The following is a 16,271-nucleotide window of genomic DNA, read 5'->3' on the forward strand; positions in this document are numbered from 1 at the left end:
AGTGCCAATTATCGCGGACTCAGGTTCAGATAAGGGAGATAAAATGAAGCAAGCTCTTCGCGTAACGTTAGGCTTTTTTATCCTGTTGTGGGCAGCAGTGCTGCACGCAGAGGTTCGCATTGAAATCACCCAGGGCGTCAACAGCGCGCGTCCCATTGGTGTGGTTCCGTTCAAGTGGGCAGGCCCTGGCGCGGCACCGGAAGATATCGGTGGCATCGTCGCGGCTGACCTGCGTAACAGCGGTAAGTTTAATCCGCTCGATCGTTCTCGCCTGCCACAGCAGCCGACCAGCGCGCAGGAAGTTCAGCCTGCTGCATGGAGTGCACTGGGCATTGATGCTGTCGTCGTAGGACAGATTCAGCCTAACGCCGACGGCAGCTATCAGGTATCTTACCAGCTGGTCGATACGGCAGGTGCTCCGGGTACCGTGCTGGCGCAGAACTCTTACAAAATCACGAAACAGTGGCTGCGTTACGCGGCGCATACCGTGAGTGATGAAGCGTTCCAGAAACTGACGGGCATCAAAGGGGCATTCCGTACTCGTATCGCCTATGTGGTGCAGACCAACGGCGGTCAGTTCCCTTACGAACTGCGCGTGGCGGACTACGACGGCTATAACCAGTTCGTCGTGCATCGTTCACCACAGCCACTGATGTCGCCGGCCTGGTCGCCAGACGGCAGCAAAGTGGCCTACGTAACCTTTGAAAGCGGCAAGTCGGCGCTGGTTATTCAGACGCTCTCCAACGGCGCGGTGCGTCAGGTGGCTTCATTCCCACGTCATAACGGTGCACCGGCGTTCTCGCCTGACGGCACCAAACTGGCGTTCGCCTTATCGAAAACCGGTAGCCTGAATCTTTACGTAATGGACCTGGCTTCTGGTCAGATTCGTCAGATCACCGACGGCCGTTATAACAGTACTGAACCGACCTGGTTCCCGGACAGCCAGACGCTGGCTTACACCTCTGACCAGGCTGGCGCACCACAAATTTATAAGATTGGTATCAATGGTGGTTCACCACAGCGTATTACCTGGGAAGGGGCTCAGAACCAGGATGCTGATGTGGCCAGCGATGGTAAATCAATGGTGATGATTAGCACCAGTGGCGGTGCTCAACACGTCGCCAAACAGGATCTGGTAACGGGAGCCGTTCAAACGTTAACGGACACGTTCCTGGATGAAACGCCGAGCCTGGCACCAAACGGCACTATGGTGATCTACAGCTCTACTCAGGGCATGGGTTCCGTGTTGCAGTTGGTCTCGACTGACGGTCGTTTCAAAGCGCGTCTTCCGGCAACTGATGGACAGGTCAAATTTCCTGCCTGGTCGCCGTACCTGTAATGTTTGAGCTTTCTGACATTACAAAAAAATAAACAATAATGGGAATTTTCAAATGCAACTGAACAAAGTACTGAAGGGTTTAATGCTGGCTCTGCCAATCATGGCAGTTGCGGCGTGTAGCTCACACAAAAATAACAACAATGACCAGTCTGGCGCAGGTGCTGATGGCGCTTACGGTGCTAACTCTGGCATGAACGGCAACGGTAACATGTCTTCTGATGAGCAGGCGCGTCTGCAGATGCAACAGCTGCAACAGAACAACATCGTTTACTTCGGTCTGGACAAATATGACGTTCAGTCTGACTACGCTCAGATGCTGGATCAGCACGCTAACTTCCTGCGTAGCAATCCATCATACAAAGTGACCATCGAAGGTCATGCGGATGAGCGCGGTACGCCAGAATACAATATCGCCCTGGGCGAGCGTCGTGCTAACGCCGTTAAGATGTATCTGCAAGGTAAAGGCGTGTCAGCTGACCAGATGTCTATCGTTTCTTACGGTAAAGAGAAGCCGGCCGTTCTGGGCCACGACGAAGCGGCTTACGCTAAAAACCGTCGTGCCGTACTGGTATACTAAGAGAATCATATGGTTAGTAACTTCAGACATCACCTGTTGAGTCTGTCGTTACTGATTGGCGTAGCGGCCCCCTGGGCCGCTAATGCCCAAGCGTCAATCAGTAGCGTTGGCTCCGGCTCGGTCGAAGACCGCGTCACCAGTCTAGAAAGAATCTCAAACGCCCAGGCACAGCTGATGCAGCAACTGCAGCAGCAGATGAGTGATAACCAGCGGGATATCGACTCGTTGCGTGGGGAAATCCAGCAAAATACCTATCAGCTGAACCAGGTTGTTGAGCGCCAGAAGCAGATCTATCAGCAGATCGACAGTCTGAGCAGCAATAACAGCAACGCCAGCCAGCCAGCGGCAGGTGCCGGTGATAGCGCCGGTGTGGGCGCGGCAGCAGCCTCTGGCACGGATTCCGGTGCCGCAGCAGCCGGCGGCAGTGCGCCAGTGCAGAGTGGCGATGCCAACAGCGATTACAATGCTGCTGTCGCGCTCATTCTGGAGAAAAAACAGTATGACCAGGCGATCGCTGCGCTACAGGCGTGGGTGAAACGCTATCCGGATTCGACGTATCAGCCGAATGCCAATTACTGGCTGGGGCAGCTGTTTTATAACAAAGGCAAGAAAGACGACGCCGCGTATTATTACGCCACGGTGGTGAAGCAGTATCCAAAATCCCCCAAGGCTGCTGAAGCGTTGTTAAAGGTTGGCGTGATCATGCAGGAGAAAAACGACACGGCGAAAGCCAAAGCCGTTTATCAACAGGTGATCAAACTTTATCCTGATACCGAATCTGCTAAGCAGGCGCAAAAACGGTTGTCTGGTATGTAATTTGTGCAGGTTTGACCGGATATCGAGTGATTTCTGGTCTTGCCGCATGAAAGGTAGGCAATTGAACCCTTTAACAGAAAATAAGGGTTGCGCTACCTCGGTAAATCAGTAATATATGCCGCCGTTGCCGGGACACATTGCAGATGTGTCTGGCAAGCCTGAAGATGGGTCGTTAGCTCAGTTGGTAGAGCAGTTGACTTTTAATCAATTGGTCGCAGGTTCGAATCCTGCACGACCCACCATCTCCCGCAGGACGTTGTTCCCCAAGAGAACCTTCAGTATTGCTTCACAACCTTAAGATGGGTCGTTAGCTCAGTTGGTAGAGCAGTTGACTTTTAATCAATTGGTCGCAGGTTCGAATCCTGCACGACCCACCATCTCCCGCAGGACGTTGTTCCCCAAGAGAACCTTCAGTATTGCTTCACAACCTTAAGATGGGTCGTTAGCTCAGTTGGTAGAGCAGTTGACTTTTAATCAATTGGTCGCAGGTTCGAATCCTGCACGACCCACCATCTCCCGCAGGACGTTGTTCCCCAAGAGAACCTTCAGTATTGCTTCACAACCTTAAGATGGGTCGTTAGCTCAGTTGGTAGAGCAGTTGACTTTTAATCAATTGGTCGCAGGTTCGAATCCTGCACGACCCACCATCTTAACCTCAGGCATTATTGGTGAATGTGTTTGAGCGGTTGTCAGCCCCGAGCGGGTCGTTAGCTCAGTTGGTAGAGCAGTTGACTTTTAATCAATTGGTCGCAGGTTCGAATCCTGCACGACCCACCAATTCAGAAAAGAGCGCCCAGTGGGCGCTCTTTTCGTTTGTCGCGCCGCGTAGTTAAACGTGCGGGATGAGAACCTGCAGCAGGTTCGACTGAATCGCGCAGCGATTCAGGCTGATGTGTCAGCATTACCCGGAGGGCGAGGCCCGCCCGCTGAGGCAATCCTGCACGACCCACCCATTCAGAAAAGCACGCCCACCGGGCATTTCGTCAGGCGTGCAGTGCGGTTAAACGTGCGATAAGCGCCCGCCACAGGCCGACTGAATCATCCGCCTCCTTGCTAGCCATCTGCCATAAAAAAAGCGCCCTGTGGGCGCTTGTGTGGCGTGAGGCATCAGCAGGATTAGCGTGCGGCGGTCTGGCCCGGTTCGAGATTGAACTGTTTCAGCAGCGTTTCGAGCCGCAGCGCCTGATCTTCCAGGGCATTGGCGGACAGGGCAGAGGCGGAGACCAGCGAGGCGTTTTGCTGCGTGGTGCTGTCCAGCTCCGATACCGCCCGGGCGATCTGCTCAATACCGCGGCTTTGCTCGTCAGAAGCCGAAGAGATCTCACCCACAATATGATTGACGCGGGAAATGGCATTCACCACCTGTCCCATTCTCTCGCCCGCACGCGCAACGCGGTTATTGCCTTCGGCAATCTGACCAACGGATGCACTGATGAGCTGCTCAATGTCTTTCGCCGCCTGAGCGCTGCGCTGAGACAGATTACGCACTTCGCTGGCGACCACCGCAAATCCGCGCCCCTGTTCGCCCGCCCGCGCCGCTTCAACCGCCGCATTCAGTGCCAGGATATTGGTCTGAAACGCGATGCTGTTAATGACGGCAGTGATCTCGGCAATTTTTTTGGAACTGGCAGAGATGTCCCCCATGGTTTGCACCACTTCACTCACCGCAGCACCGCCTTGCTCAGCCTGCAAAGAGGCTTCCGCCGCTATCTGGCTGGCATGGCGAGCGTTATCCGCGTTGTGCTTCACCGTCACGGTGAGCTGCTCCATGCTGGCAGCAGTCTGCACGACAGCCGCTGCCTGTTGCTCAGTCCGTGAGGAAAGGTTGTGGTTGTCGCTGTTAATACTGCTCGCCGCCTGGGAGACGGTGAAGACGCTGTCGCGGACTTCCTGAATCATCGTCCGCAGGCGGTGATTCATTGCGCCCATTGCACCGGCCAGCTTGCTAAGCTCATCACGGCCGCCCGGTTTGATATCGGCACTTAAATCCCCGCTGGCGATGCGCTCGGCCAGCAGCAGGTTGTTTCGGACAGGGGCGGTGATCTGACGGCTGATCAGCCAGGCGATGAGAATACCCAGCAGAACCGCAATGCTGACCGTCAGCAGCGTCAGATTAATTGAACCGTGGGTCAGGTTGCTGTTTTCCGCTTTCATCTGCTGCAGAAGCATTTTAATGATGGCACTGCTTTTATCACCGTCCGTTTTAACGGCGCTTTCCGCAACGCTGAGTTCGCGAAAGCCTGCCGCGTAACGCTCACTGAGTTGTTTCACGTCAAGCGTTGCGCTCCACAGTGCGTTCAACTGCGTCTGTGCCTCCGGGGGCAACTGCGGTAATAAGGCGGAGAGGCTGGACTGAATCGTCCTGGCTTGTTGTTCAAGCTGCACCTGAAGCGTAGCGGCATTAACCGGGTCGTAGCGCAGTAACTGAAGCTGATCGCGTAGCTGGCTGATGGCGAGAAGCTGCTGGAACAGTACGCTGGCATCGGTCATCTGCGTTTTAATTAACGCTTCGTACAGGGTTGACTGGCTTTGCATGTTGCGCTGCTCGAGCTGTTTACCCGTGGCGGCCAACGTCTGGACTGCCTGGGTCATGGTGGTGATGCTGCTTTGAAAGTGACTGAGTTGACTGGCGATAGCCTGAAGTTCAGCCTGCTGTTCAGGCTGCCATGTGAACTGCTGAGCATCCTGAGTGAGCTGAGAGGCGTGGGCAATGTAATCTGCCATCACTTTGCCGGCTTTTTCATCCCCATAAAGCAGTTTGAGCCGGTTGACTTTGGCCTGAAAGACATCAATGTTGATATCGTAAATCAGGGTGCTTTGTTCATAAACATCACGAATATTTTTAAAGCGTAATACGCTGATACTGCCCGAGCCCACCACTAACAATAAAACGAGTCCAAATCCTAAACTGAGTTTGTGCGCAATTTTTGTATTTTCTAACCGCAACCCCATGACTTCTGCCTCCTGCCCATGTCAACGATGTTAAGCCAAATTGGTTATCGGTTGCACAGGGCAGGAGTTTAGTAAGAACGCGGTTATTTTTTTGATAATGCAGAAATTATGAGCGCGCCGCGTAAGGCTTACAGGCTTTTCCAGATATGCATCACGGCATAGCTGCGCCACGGGCGCCACTGCTGCGAACGAACTTCTGCGGCCTTAGGCGTCAGGCCTCCCAGCTTATTGCGTATAGCAATATCCTCTTTGGGAAAAGCATCAGGCCAGCGCAGTGCGCGCATGGCGATGTAATGCGCGGTCCAGGGGCCAATGCCCGGCAGCGCGACCAGCCGCGTCATAATCTCATCGGGCGTGAGCGTAGCGTTAAAACGCAGGCTGCCCTCAACACAGGCACCTGCAAACGCCAGAATCGCTCTGGCTCGCGCGCTGACAATCCCAAGGCTGGCAATCTCATCGACCGTCGCCTGTGCGATGCGCTGTGGCTGGACAGTATAGCGGGACAGGTCCGGGAATGGCGTCGAGCAGGGCTCACCAAACGCCTGGGCAAAACGGCTGCTGAGGGTGGTCGCTGCTTTCACGGTGACCTGCTGACCCAGAATGGCACGGACGCCCATTTCAACGCTGTCAAACGCGCCAGGCACGCGCAGGCCGGGAGCGTCATGAAGGCTTTGTGCCAGCAGAGGATCCTGCTGCAGGTGAGCCGCAATTCGCTGCGGCTGCGCGTTCAGGTCGAACAGATCGCGCAGGCGGCGCAGGAGTGCAGGTAATACCGGCGTCAGGGACAGCGTGAACTCAACGCGGAGCGCATGCCTGGCCGGGAGCGGTGAAACGCTGACCCAGCCGCGATACTGACCCAGCGCCACGGTTCTGCGGTAGGTTTGGCCCTCAACGGCTTCAATCTCTTTCATCAACCGCAACTGCAGAAAATCCAGCATTGCCTGCCAGTCATAGGGCGGGCGATAGCTGAGCTGTAGTTGCATGGTATCGCCTGGCTGCTGTGTGGGTTGCGGCGCGGTTTTTCGCAAGGCGCCGGGTGTCATGCGATAGCGGGCCTGGAACACGTCATTAAAGCGCCGTAAACTGCCGAAGCCGCTGGCGTAGGCAACATCGGTAACCGGGAGCGTGGTTTCAGTCAGTAGCTGCTTGGCCAGCAACATGCGCCGTGTCTGTTTCAGCTCCAGCGGGGTGACGCCTAACTCCTGCTGCACAATCCGCCGCAGCTGACGGGCACTCATGCCAAACTCGGTGGCGATGTCGTCCAGTCCTGCGTGCTCTTCAAGCAACCCCTCTTCAATGCGCTGCACCAGACGGTCGGCCACTCTGTGGGCATTGTCGACGGGCGCATTACCGGGTGCCAGTTCAGGACGACAGCGCAGGCAGGGGCGAAAACGCGCTTTCTCCGCGGCCTCAGCACTGCTAAAGAACACGCAGTTTTTTTGCATCGGCGGCTTAACCGGACATATCGGACGACAATAAATGCCGGTTGAGGTCACGCCAACAAAAAACACGCCGTCAAAACGCGTATCCCGCGACGTTAACGCCTGGTAAGCCGTATCTGGATCAAACATGGTTGCTCTCCGGCAAATAGCGACAGCGTAGCGCTGGCGGATGAGATTGACTGGCTGTTTTCGGACAGCACATCAGTTTATTGTAATGACCGAAAACAGCCAGTTTGACGCTAAAAAAGTGCGATAATGCCCGACAGAATGATGATGGGAGGAACAGCATGTATTACTGCAAACCTGTGACAACCCCGGTCGGCGAACTCACGCTTATCGCCAGCGATCGCGGTCTGGCGGCCATTTTATGGCAGGACGAAGTGCGCAGACATCCCCGCTTATCGCCGGTAGAACGCGACGATAACCATCCGGTGCTGCGCGAAACCGAAACCCAGCTGCACGAGTATTTCGCGGGGACGCGCCAGCGTTTTACCTTACCGCTGGATTTCGCCGGAACCGACTTTCAGATAAAAGTGTGGCAGGCGCTGCTCACCATTCCCTTTGGCGAAACGCGCAGTTATCGACAAATTGCCGAGGCGATTGGTCATCCTGCCGCGGTGCGCGCGGTGGGCGCGGCGAATGGCCGAAACCCGCTGTCGATTGTGGCGCCCTGTCATCGAGTGATTGGGACGAATGGCAAACTGACCGGCTTTGCGGGCGGGCTGGCGGTCAAAGCCTTCTTACTCAAGCTGGAAGCGCCCCAGCAGGGGCTTGTCGGCCTCTCTTCATCGTAGCGAACAAATAAAACACGACACTCTGCCGCTTTTCCGCTATCGTGTTTAGCATATAAAACACGATGGCAATATTTACGTCCTGTTAAGCCATAACTGGCGATTTTCGTTAATTTTACAGAACGAGAGCGGTGTCATGAGCGCAATCTTTGATCCAGAAAATGCTGTTTATCCTTTTCCGCCGAAGCCTGCCCGGCTGAACGACGAGCAAAAAACCTTTTATCGGGAAAAAATTAAAGCGCTGCTTAAGGCTCGCAATGCCGTGATGGTGGCGCATTACTACACCGATCCTGAGATTCAGGCCCTGGCGGAAGAAACCGGTGGCTGCGTCTCTGACTCGCTCGAAATGGCGCGCTTCGGCAGCCAGCATGCGGCCGGTACGCTGCTGGTGGCCGGCGTCCGGTTTATGGGGGAAACGGCCAAAATCCTCAGCCCGGAAAAAACCGTCCTGATGCCCACGCTTGAAGCCGAATGCTCGCTGGATCTTGGCTGTCCGATTGAGGAATTTAACGCCTTTTGCGATGCCCATCCCGATCGTACAGTCGTGGTTTACGCGAATACCTCGGCGGCGGTGAAAGCGCGCGCCGACTGGGTGGTCACCTCCAGTATCGCGGTGGAATTAATCGAGCATCTGGATAGCCTGGGTGAGAAGATTATCTGGGCACCCGATCGGCATCTGGGGCGCTACGTCAGTCAAAAAAGCGGGGCCGATGTGTTGTGCTGGCAGGGCGCCTGCATCGTCCATGATGAGTTCAAAACCCAGGCACTGCAGCGGATGAAGGCGCTTTATCCGGATGCGGCGGTGCTGGTTCATCCCGAATCGCCCCAGGCGATTGTGGATCTGGCCGATGCGGTAGGCTCGACCAGCCAGCTGATTCAGGCTGCCAAAAGCCTGCCGCATCCGCAGATGATCGTGGCGACCGATCGCGGTATCTTTTACAAGATGCAGCAGGCGGTGCCCGACAAAATATTGCTGGAAGCGCCGACGGCAGGCGAAGGTGCGACCTGCCGAAGCTGTGCGCACTGCCCCTGGATGGCCATGAACGGACTGCAAGCCATTGCCGAGGCGCTGGAGTCAGGTGGGCAGGCACATGAAATTCACGTGGATGCGGCGCTGCGTGAAGCCGCACTGGTACCGCTGAACCGTATGCTATCCTTTGCTGCAAATCTCAAACATAACGTGAAAGGAAACGCGTAACGCGCGTCTTTGACAGGTGGCTGATATGGATTTTTTTAGCACACAAAATATTTTAGTACACATCCCCCTGGGGGCCACGGGCTACGATCTGTCATGGATTGAAGCCATTGGGACACTGGCGGGCCTGCTGTGTATCTGGCTCGCCAGTCTGGAAAAGATCGTCAACTATGCGTTTGGTCTGCTAAACGTCACGTTGTTTGCGGTGATCTTTTTTCAAATTCAGCTTTATGCCAGCCTGCTGTTACAGCTGTTCTTTTTTGCGGCTAACGTTTATGGCTGGTACGCCTGGAGTCGGCAAACGTCTGATCATCAGGCCGAGTTAACTATACGCTGGTTACCGCGCGCAAAAGCCATTGGCTGGGCGGTTGGCTGCGTGATCGCGATTGCGTTTATGACGGTGTATATCGATCCGGTCTTTGCCTTTCTCACTCAAATGGCGGTGAGCCTCATGAATGCGGCGGGCTTTGCCGTGGCGATGCCCACGCTGCAGCCGGATGCGTTTCCCTTCTGGGACGCCTGCCTGATGGTGCTGTCGATTGTGGCCATGGTGCTGATGACGCGTAAGTACGTCGAGAACTGGCTGCTTTGGGTGATTATCAACGTCATCAGCGTGATGATATTTGCCCGTCAGGGGGTTTACGCGATGGCGCTGGAGTACGCTATTTTGACGTTGATTGCGCTCAATGGCTCAAGGATGTGGATAATCAGCGCACGAAAACAGGGTTCTCGTGCGCTGTCTGCTCAGTGATGATGTGCGTGCTCACCGTGCTCGTGATGGTGGTGAGCACCCTCAATCACCGGCGTGTTAAGCGCGCAGTCCGGTCCCACACAGGGCTGAAACTCCATCTGCACCGTCGCGTGTTCAATTTGATAATGGTCGTGCAGATAGGTGTGAATGCGGCGCAGTAAACCATCGTGATCGCGCGGCGGGATCACCTGAACATGCAGCGTTAAAATCGGCTTCTCGCCCACCTGCCAGACATGCACATGATGAACATCGCGCACCTCTGCAATATTACGCTTCAGATCGCGTCTGAGCTTAGTCACATCCAGCGAATCAGGCGCGCCTTCCAGTAGCTCATGAAAACTCTCCCGCAGCAGCGCCCAGGCGTTACGCAGTATCAGCAGTGATACCAGAATCGACAAAATAGGGTCAGCAGGCGTCCAGTTCGTCAACAGAATGATGACCGCCGCGACGATGGCACCTACCGAACCCAGCAGGTCGCCCATCACATGCAAGGCGGCCGCCCGCACGTTGAGGTTCTTCTCTTCACTGCCGTGATGCAGCAGCCAGAATGAGAGAATATTCGCCAGCAGCCCGCCAATCGCAATGCCCAGCATCAGGCCGCCGGTGATGGGCTGCGGATGGGAGAAGCGTTCAATGGCTTCCCAGACAATCAGGAAGGTAATCAGGATCAGGGCAATGGCGTTAACGAAGGCGGCCAGCGTGGTAAGCCGCAGCAAACCAAAGGTATGACGATCGTTGGGTTTACGTTTGGCAAACTGTACGGCCAGTAATGCCATCAGCAGCGCGGCGGCGTCGGTCAGCATATGACCTGCATCCGCCAGCAGGGCCAGTGAGCCTGAAATCCAGCCGCCAATCACTTCCGCGACCATAAAGAGCGCCGTCACGGCAAAGGCCGCCATCAGGCGCTTACGGTTGGTGTCCTGACCGCTATGAGAGTGGGTGTGTGCCATAAGTATCCAGTTTGAGTAATAACCTGTCGGTCAATGATATCAGCAATTGCCATTCTGCTGAGCTGTCCTGCTGGTGCTTCGCCTTGTCAGACAGCTGCTGACAGAGCCTTGCCCCTTCTTCAATGCCAATCAACAGCCAGCTTCCTTTCATACGGTGTGCTGACTCGGCCAGCTGCGTCGCGTCACCGGTCTGGTGCGCGGCATACAGCTGTGCCCGATCTTTCTCCAGGGTATCACGTAATGTTTTACCCAGTCGGTTAAGAAATTTCTCGTTTTGCTGTGCCAGCTGCCACAGATTGTCCTCCACTGACGCCAGCGGATCGTCGCGGAAGTCTGCCAGTATCTCGCCGATATCCTGTAGCTGAACCGGTTTAATCAGCACGCGCTCGTTCGCAGCCAGCTGCACGTTAAGTAACTGCGCATCGGCGGAACACAGCACCCGTCGCTGCCTGCCGCCACGCTGTCGTTGCCGACGGCGTAACAGGCGCAGCAGCAGCGTGCCATCAGGACGCGGCATCATCTGATCGATAAACAGCAGGTCGTAAGGGCAGCGCGCATCGGCCAGCAGCAGATCGCGGCCATGCTCAAAACAGTCAGCCTGAACAGCAAAGCGGGCAAGCTGCTGCTCCATGACGATCAGGTTGGTGGGATGATCGTCAACCACCGCCACGCGCAGCCCCGGAAAGCCCGGCAGGGCCGTCGGGTCGCTGTCAGGAACGGGATCACAGGGGATCAGTGGCAGCACGATCGTGACATCCGTGCCTTTGCCGGGTACGGAATGGAGTGCAATATCGCCGCCCATCCGCTGCACCATCTCCCGACAGATAAACAACCCCAGTCCGCTGCCCTGGACCGATACGGCTTTTCCCGACGGTGCCTGGTACCAGGGATCGAACAGTTTACGCTGCTCCTCTGCCGGGATGCCGCTGCCGTTGTCGCTCACGGTTAACTGCAACCTGTCCGTGGCCGACAGCGTCAGGCGAATCAGGCCCTGCCGGGTAAATTTAAACGCGTTGGTGATGAGATTATTCACGACCTGCTGCAGGCGATCGGCATCCATCATAATCGCGTCAGGCAGCGGGGTCAGGGCTTCAACCTGCAGCCGCGGCCCCTCCGGGCGCATCAACGGGTGGTAGAAATGGCGCTGCTGCGCCAGCCAGGGGGCTAGCGCCAGCGGACGGGGCGACAGGGCAAAACTGTTGTTTTCAATTCGCGCATGATCCTGCAGATCGTTAAGCAGCGTCATCAGTGACTGCGCGCTGCGGTGCAGCAGTTGCAGGTTGTCACTGGAACGCTGCTGTTTTTCCAGCTCCAGCAAGCCCAGTATCGCCTGCATGGGCGTGCGCAGTTCGTGACTGACCGTCGCTAAAAACTGGCTTTTCATCGCGTTGGCGCGTTCGGCCTGCTCACGCTGTTGACGGTCACGTCGCTGTTGCCAGTAACGTCGGGCAAGCAGCACCAGCAAAATCACGATGGCGACGCCGCCCGTCAACAATACGGCCACCGGCAGGACGCGCATCGCCGCAACGCTGCCAGGTTGCGGTGGCATCGACCAGCGATCGCGCATCTGGTTTTGCGTATCGGCGGGGATCTGCTGCAATGCGCGATCCAGAAGGGAACGCAGCTCGGGCCGATCGGGCGCGATGCCCACCGCGATGGGCCACGCAATATCGCTGGCGGCAAAAGCCAGATGAATCTGCGGATCGTTACGGCTGGCAATCCGCCAGCGCGCGGACAACACGTTATCGACTAAGGCGTCAATCTGCCCGGTTGCCAGCGCATCGTACAGGCTGTTTCGGTCGCTGTAGCGTTGAACCTGCGCGTTCTCAGGAATAAGGCGTTGCGCCAGGTCATTCTGCAGAATTCCGATGCGCTTGCCTGCCAGATCGCTCCAGTGTGACCAGTCAGCTGGCTGGCGGATATAAATGCCCCACAGCGCGCGCCAGACCGGCAGGCTGGTACTTTGCGTTTCGCCGTTAAGCGGCTGCATCAGCTGTAACATCACCTGGTGCTGAGCGATCAGACTGGCGGCCTCCTGAGGGTTACTAACCCAGCGCGGGGTAAAACGTAATCCTGTGCTTTGGGCCACCGCGTTGAGCAGATCAATACCGTAGCCCCGCGCGGTGCCGTTGCTGTCACGGTAACTCCAGGGATAGTTATCCGCTTCAGCCGCGTAGGCCACAACCGGGTGGGCCGTTATCCACTCGCGCTCGCTGGCGCTAAGCATCAGCGTCTGCGTGTCCTGATAGCGGGGAAGACTGCTGCTCCAGCGCGCCTGCAGGGTACTCATCAGCTCGGCGGGGAGCTGGCGCAGACTCTCGTTCAGCCACGCGATAAGCGCCGGATCGCGTGCCACGGCGCGCAGGTTGAGCTGACCGGCATCGATGCCGGAAGCGATTTGGTAGATTTGTCCCTGTTGCAACTGACTCAACAGAAAACCCGCGCTGGTTTCATCCGCCACAACGTAATCGTTCTGCTGATTCAACAACGTATAGAGCGCCTGAAGATCGCTGCCGTAGGTTCGCCACTGATGACGGGCCGCCAAGGCCGGGGGCAGCTGGGCCAGCGTGAGATGACTGATAGCCAACTGAGCATTATGACTATTGAACATCACGGCACGCTGGTTCTGCTGATTGCGATAAATACGCAACGGACTGCTAAACCAGCTGTCGCTGGCGACCGTATTGGCTGGCAGGGGCGGGGCAATCATTCCCAAAGCAAAATCTATCCGGCCGTCCGTTAGTGCGCCTAATAAGTCAGCCTGAGTGGCATACAGACTGAGCGTGAACTGCGCCCCGGTTAACTGGTGCAGCGCGGCCAGGTAATCGGCATCGATGCCGTAGAGATCGTTACCCACCCGCATTGTCCAGGGCGCATTATTCTCCTCCAGCAGGCCGACCCGCAAGACTTTGCCCTGCATCAGCTCGGCGCCTTTGACCGGCATCATCATGGGCAGACTGATGCTGCTGACCGGGCGCACATCGGCCTGCGCTAGCGTGGTAAACATCAGCAGGAACAGGAGCAGCCAGCGTCTCACTGCTGTGCTTTCCATAAATCAGCCAGCTCAACGACGGAGCGGGTGCCGGTTTTTTCCAGAATATTCTTTTTGTGAGTGCTGACGGTTTTGTTACTGATATGCAGCCGCTCGGCAATTTGCAGATTGGATAAGCCACTGGCCAGCAAAGCCAGTATCTGGCGCTCTTTACTGGTCAACGGCAGTTCCGGCTCGTCAGGACAGTCGGGGAAGGCGACGTGTCCACCGAGTACCGCCAGAATCGCGCTGAGTAACTGCTCCATGCGTTGGCTCTTCACCACATAGCCTGCCGCGCCCAGGGCCTGAGCGCGCCTGACGTAGTGGCTAGTTTGCTGGGCAGAATAAATCAGCACCGGGCAGTCGGGTAAATGGATCTTCAGGCGACGCAGGATCTCCAGCCCATCACCATCGGGCAAGCCGATGTCCAGCACGATGATATCGGGCGGAAGCGAGAGAAAAGCGCGGGCAGACTGTTCGCTGCAGGCGGAATAAAGTTGAAGAGGAATGGGGGATTTAGCCAATGCAGCTTCGAGTGCTACTTCAACCAGTGGATGATCGTCTATCAGAAGCAGTGAGGCCATGAACATTTCCCTGTCAAGTTAACAGGCTCAGCATAGCGGAAGTTGCGGCGGGATAAAATAAAGGAGAGCCAGGCTCTCCTTATCAGCTCAACAGTCAATGATTACTGCGTGGTGCCGTCAGTTTTGGTATTAACGTGACCGCCACCTTTTTTGGTATGCACTTTTTTATTCATGTCAGGGCATTTGCCATCTTTACACTGCGTGTTCTTGTCAATTTCATCGGCAGTCATGTGTTTGCTGCTGGAGGTGCTGTCTCGGGTTGGAGAAGACATCTCAGTGCCGGTGTTATTAATTTTGCTGTTATCCACTTTGTTCGGTGGCAGATTCTCATTCGCGCCGCCGGCGACTGCGCCTGCTGCTGCGGCCTGGTTAGAGTTTCCGTTGGCAGCCATTGCTGCGCCACTGCCCAGAGTCATTGCTGCCGTCAGAAAAATTATTGCAAACTTATTCATCATTATGCTCCCGTTAATAAATGATATTTGCTGTCTCTAACCGCTGCCAGATAAGGTTCAGAGAAAAAGCGCCCTGAGCGAAATAAAATTTCGCTGGTTAGCTTAAAGACAGGTGTTAATAAAAGTAAGCCACCGTTCCTCAGTGATTACCTTTAAAAGTCTAGACGCATAACCCATTTATGCAAATTTCACGCATACATTATGCGCTCATCAGGAATTTACACCCTGTGCGCTTCGGGCTACATTGGCTGGGTTGTGTCCGGCGGGCGCCGGGCCAGAAATTATATGGAATGAGTATGAATTACCAGAACGATGACTTACGCATCAAAGAGATCAAAGAGCTCCTGCCCCCCGTAGCCTTACTGGAAAAATTTCCTGCCACCGAACGTGCAGCGCAGACCGTGTCTCAGGCTCGCCAGGCCATTCACCAGATTCTGACCGGCCAGGACGATCGCCTGCTGGTGGTCATTGGGCCCTGCTCAATTCACGATACGGAAGCCGCACAAGAGTACGCGGCGCGCCTGTTAACCCTGCGTGAGCAGCTTAAAGGCGAGCTGGAAGTGGTCATGCGCGTTTATTTTGAAAAACCGCGTACCACCGTTGGCTGGAAAGGGCTGATCAACGACCCTTACATGGATGGCTCCTTTCAGCTAAACGACGGCCTGCGCCTCGCGCGTAAGCTGCTGCTGGAGATCAACGATTCCGGCCTGCCTGCCGCTGGCGAATTCCTGGATATGATTACGCCGCAGTACGTGGCGGATTTGATGAGCTGGGGGGCCATCGGTGCCCGTACCACCGAGTCACAGGTTCACCGCGAGCTGGCTTCCGGCCTTTCCTGCCCGGTAGGGTTTAAAAACGGTACGGACGGCACCATTAAAGTGGCGATTGATGCCATCAACGCAGCCGGTTCACCGCACTGTTTCCTGTCAGTGACCAAATACGGTCACTCCGCGATTGTGGAAACCCGCGGTAACGGCGACTGCCATATCATCCTGCGCGGCGGTAAAGAGCCGAACTACAGCGCCAGTCATGTCAGCGCGGTGAAAGCCGGTCTGGAAAAAGCCGGGTTGCCTCAGCAGGTAATGATCGACTTCAGCCATGCTAACAGCAGCAAGCAGTTTCAGAAGCAGATGCAGGTGGCGGACGATGTGGCACAGCAGATGATCAACGGTGAGCGCGGTATTATCGGCGTGATGATTGAAAGCCATCTGGTTGAAGGGAATCAGAGCCTGGAAAGCGGCGAGCCGCTGGTTTACGGCAAGAGCGTCACGGATGCCTGTATTGGCTGGGCCGATACCGAAAAGGTGCTGCGTCAGCTGGCCGATGCGGTTATAAAGCGTCGCAGGTAAGCAGGGCGCAATAAAAAAGGGCCAGACATTGTCTGGCCCTTT

Annotated in this window: 13 protein-coding genes, 5 tRNA genes and 1 other RNA gene; 13 read left to right on the forward strand and 6 right to left on the reverse strand. The window is 55.9% G+C overall.

Going from position 1 to position 16,271, the window contains the following annotated elements; all coding sequences use genetic code 11:
* Positions 1-43: 43 nt before the first annotated feature.
* The 9 genes from tolB to NYE92_RS21055 all read left to right on the forward strand — a co-directional run bounded on the left by tolB (position 44) and on the right by NYE92_RS21055 (position 3,684).
* The gene (tolB, locus tag NYE92_RS21015; RefSeq protein ID WP_014593198.1) at positions 44-1,339 is read left to right on the forward strand and encodes a Tol-Pal system beta propeller repeat protein TolB; all 1,296 of its coding nucleotides are present in this window, start codon (positions 44-46) and stop codon (positions 1,337-1,339) included.
* 52 nt (positions 1,340-1,391) lie between these two features.
* Entirely contained in the window at positions 1,392-1,916 is a 525-nt protein-coding gene (pal, locus tag NYE92_RS21020; protein ID WP_014593199.1) for a peptidoglycan-associated lipoprotein Pal, read from the forward strand.
* A gap of 9 nt (positions 1,917-1,925) precedes the next feature.
* The gene (gene cpoB, locus NYE92_RS21025) at positions 1,926-2,732 is read left to right on the forward strand and encodes a cell division protein CpoB (protein ID WP_064373415.1); all 807 of its coding nucleotides are present in this window, start codon (positions 1,926-1,928) and stop codon (positions 2,730-2,732) included.
* Between the two features lie 166 nt (positions 2,733-2,898).
* Positions 2,899-2,974: transfer RNA gene (locus NYE92_RS21030), tRNA-Lys, on the forward strand.
* Positions 2,975-3,033: 59 nt separating this feature from the next.
* A tRNA-Lys gene (locus NYE92_RS21035) sits at positions 3,034-3,109 on the forward strand.
* Positions 3,110-3,168: 59 nt separating this feature from the next.
* Positions 3,169-3,244 (forward strand) — tRNA-Lys (locus NYE92_RS21040).
* A gap of 59 nt (positions 3,245-3,303) precedes the next feature.
* A tRNA-Lys gene (locus tag NYE92_RS21045) sits at positions 3,304-3,379 on the forward strand.
* A 54-nt stretch (positions 3,380-3,433) separates the two neighbouring features.
* Positions 3,434-3,509, forward strand: a tRNA-Lys gene (locus tag NYE92_RS21050).
* Between the two features lie 44 nt (positions 3,510-3,553).
* Positions 3,554-3,684: non-coding RNA, RtT sRNA (locus NYE92_RS21055), on the forward strand.
* Between the two features lie 164 nt (positions 3,685-3,848).
* Here NYE92_RS21055 and NYE92_RS21060 read toward each other — a convergent pair.
* Both NYE92_RS21060 and NYE92_RS21065 read right to left on the reverse strand, forming a co-directional pair.
* Positions 3,849-5,684 carry a methyl-accepting chemotaxis protein gene (locus tag NYE92_RS21060; protein WP_064373417.1) on the reverse strand — a complete coding sequence of 612 codons (1,836 nt, stop codon included), beginning with the start codon at positions 5,682-5,684 and terminating at the stop codon, positions 3,849-3,851.
* A gap of 128 nt (positions 5,685-5,812) precedes the next feature.
* The gene (locus tag NYE92_RS21065; RefSeq protein ID WP_014593202.1) at positions 5,813-7,255 is read right to left on the reverse strand and encodes an AlkA N-terminal domain-containing protein; all 1,443 of its coding nucleotides are present in this window, start codon (positions 7,253-7,255) and stop codon (positions 5,813-5,815) included.
* Between the two features lie 158 nt (positions 7,256-7,413).
* On the opposite strand from NYE92_RS21065, the gene NYE92_RS21070 reads away from it, so the two are divergent.
* From NYE92_RS21070 to pnuC, 3 genes are all read left to right on the forward strand, one after another.
* On the forward strand, positions 7,414-7,920 hold the full coding sequence (locus NYE92_RS21070; RefSeq protein ID WP_019106133.1) for a methylated-DNA--[protein]-cysteine S-methyltransferase: 507 nt from the start codon (positions 7,414-7,416) through the stop codon (positions 7,918-7,920).
* A gap of 133 nt (positions 7,921-8,053) precedes the next feature.
* Positions 8,054-9,115: a quinolinate synthase NadA gene (nadA, locus tag NYE92_RS21075; RefSeq protein ID WP_014593204.1), complete on the forward strand. Its 1,062-nt coding sequence runs from the start codon at positions 8,054-8,056 to the stop codon at positions 9,113-9,115.
* Positions 9,116-9,140: 25 nt separating this feature from the next.
* The gene (gene pnuC / locus NYE92_RS21080) at positions 9,141-9,863 is read left to right on the forward strand and encodes a nicotinamide riboside transporter PnuC (RefSeq protein ID WP_014593205.1); all 723 of its coding nucleotides are present in this window, start codon (positions 9,141-9,143) and stop codon (positions 9,861-9,863) included.
* Here pnuC and zitB read toward each other — a convergent pair.
* The 4 genes from zitB to NYE92_RS21100 form a co-directional block, all read right to left on the reverse strand.
* On the reverse strand, positions 9,857-10,813 hold the full coding sequence (zitB, locus tag NYE92_RS21085) for a CDF family zinc transporter ZitB (RefSeq protein ID WP_013025083.1): 957 nt from the start codon (positions 10,811-10,813) through the stop codon (positions 9,857-9,859). The genes pnuC and zitB overlap by 7 nt on opposite strands.
* On the reverse strand, positions 10,791-13,865 hold the full coding sequence (locus NYE92_RS21090) for an ATP-binding protein (protein ID WP_014593207.1): 3,075 nt from the start codon (positions 13,863-13,865) through the stop codon (positions 10,791-10,793). The genes zitB and NYE92_RS21090 overlap by 23 nt, the downstream gene beginning before the upstream one ends.
* Complete coding sequence (locus NYE92_RS21095) at positions 13,847-14,428, reverse strand: response regulator transcription factor (protein ID WP_015700728.1); 582 nt, start codon at positions 14,426-14,428, stop codon at positions 13,847-13,849. The genes NYE92_RS21090 and NYE92_RS21095 overlap by 19 nt, the downstream gene beginning before the upstream one ends.
* Positions 14,429-14,529: 101 nt before the next feature.
* Positions 14,530-14,883, reverse strand: coding sequence for a YbgS-like family protein (locus NYE92_RS21100; RefSeq protein ID WP_013025086.1), 354 nt, complete (start codon positions 14,881-14,883; stop codon positions 14,530-14,532).
* Positions 14,884-15,176: 293 nt separating this feature from the next.
* On the opposite strand from NYE92_RS21100, the gene aroG reads away from it, so the two are divergent.
* Positions 15,177-16,229, forward strand: a complete 1,053-nt coding sequence (aroG, locus tag NYE92_RS21105; protein ID WP_014606285.1) for a 3-deoxy-7-phosphoheptulonate synthase AroG — start codon at positions 15,177-15,179, stop codon at positions 16,227-16,229.
* Positions 16,230-16,271 lie beyond the last annotated feature (42 nt).

The sequence above is a fragment of the Pantoea sp. B566 genome, assembly GCF_024793925.1.
GTDB lineage: Bacteria > Pseudomonadota > Gammaproteobacteria > Enterobacterales > Enterobacteriaceae > Pantoea > Pantoea ananatis.

Bases quoted from the DNA above. Each gene is read 5' to 3' on its own strand.
- tolB (WP_014593198.1), top strand. From the start codon at position 44: ATGAAGCAAGCTCTTCGCGTAACGTTAGGCTTTTTTATCCTGTTGTGG.
- pal (WP_014593199.1), top strand. From the start codon at position 1,392: ATGCAACTGAACAAAGTACTGAAGGGTTTAATGCTGGCTCTGCCAATC.
- cpoB (WP_064373415.1), top strand. From the start codon at position 1,926: ATGGTTAGTAACTTCAGACATCACCTGTTGAGTCTGTCGTTACTGATT.
- NYE92_RS21060 (WP_064373417.1), bottom strand. From the start codon at position 5,684: ATGGGGTTGCGGTTAGAAAATACAAAAATTGCGCACAAACTCAGTTTA.
- NYE92_RS21065 (WP_014593202.1), bottom strand. From the start codon at position 7,255: ATGTTTGATCCAGATACGGCTTACCAGGCGTTAACGTCGCGGGATACG.
- NYE92_RS21070 (WP_019106133.1), top strand. From the start codon at position 7,414: ATGTATTACTGCAAACCTGTGACAACCCCGGTCGGCGAACTCACGCTT.
- nadA (WP_014593204.1), top strand. From the start codon at position 8,054: ATGAGCGCAATCTTTGATCCAGAAAATGCTGTTTATCCTTTTCCGCCG.
- pnuC (WP_014593205.1), top strand. From the start codon at position 9,141: ATGGATTTTTTTAGCACACAAAATATTTTAGTACACATCCCCCTGGGG.
- zitB (WP_013025083.1), bottom strand. From the start codon at position 10,813: ATGGCACACACCCACTCTCATAGCGGTCAGGACACCAACCGTAAGCGC.
- NYE92_RS21090 (WP_014593207.1), bottom strand. From the start codon at position 13,865: ATGGAAAGCACAGCAGTGAGACGCTGGCTGCTCCTGTTCCTGCTGATG.
- NYE92_RS21095 (WP_015700728.1), bottom strand. From the start codon at position 14,428: ATGGCCTCACTGCTTCTGATAGACGATCATCCACTGGTTGAAGTAGCA.
- NYE92_RS21100 (WP_013025086.1), bottom strand. From the start codon at position 14,883: ATGATGAATAAGTTTGCAATAATTTTTCTGACGGCAGCAATGACTCTG.
- aroG (WP_014606285.1), top strand. From the start codon at position 15,177: ATGAATTACCAGAACGATGACTTACGCATCAAAGAGATCAAAGAGCTC.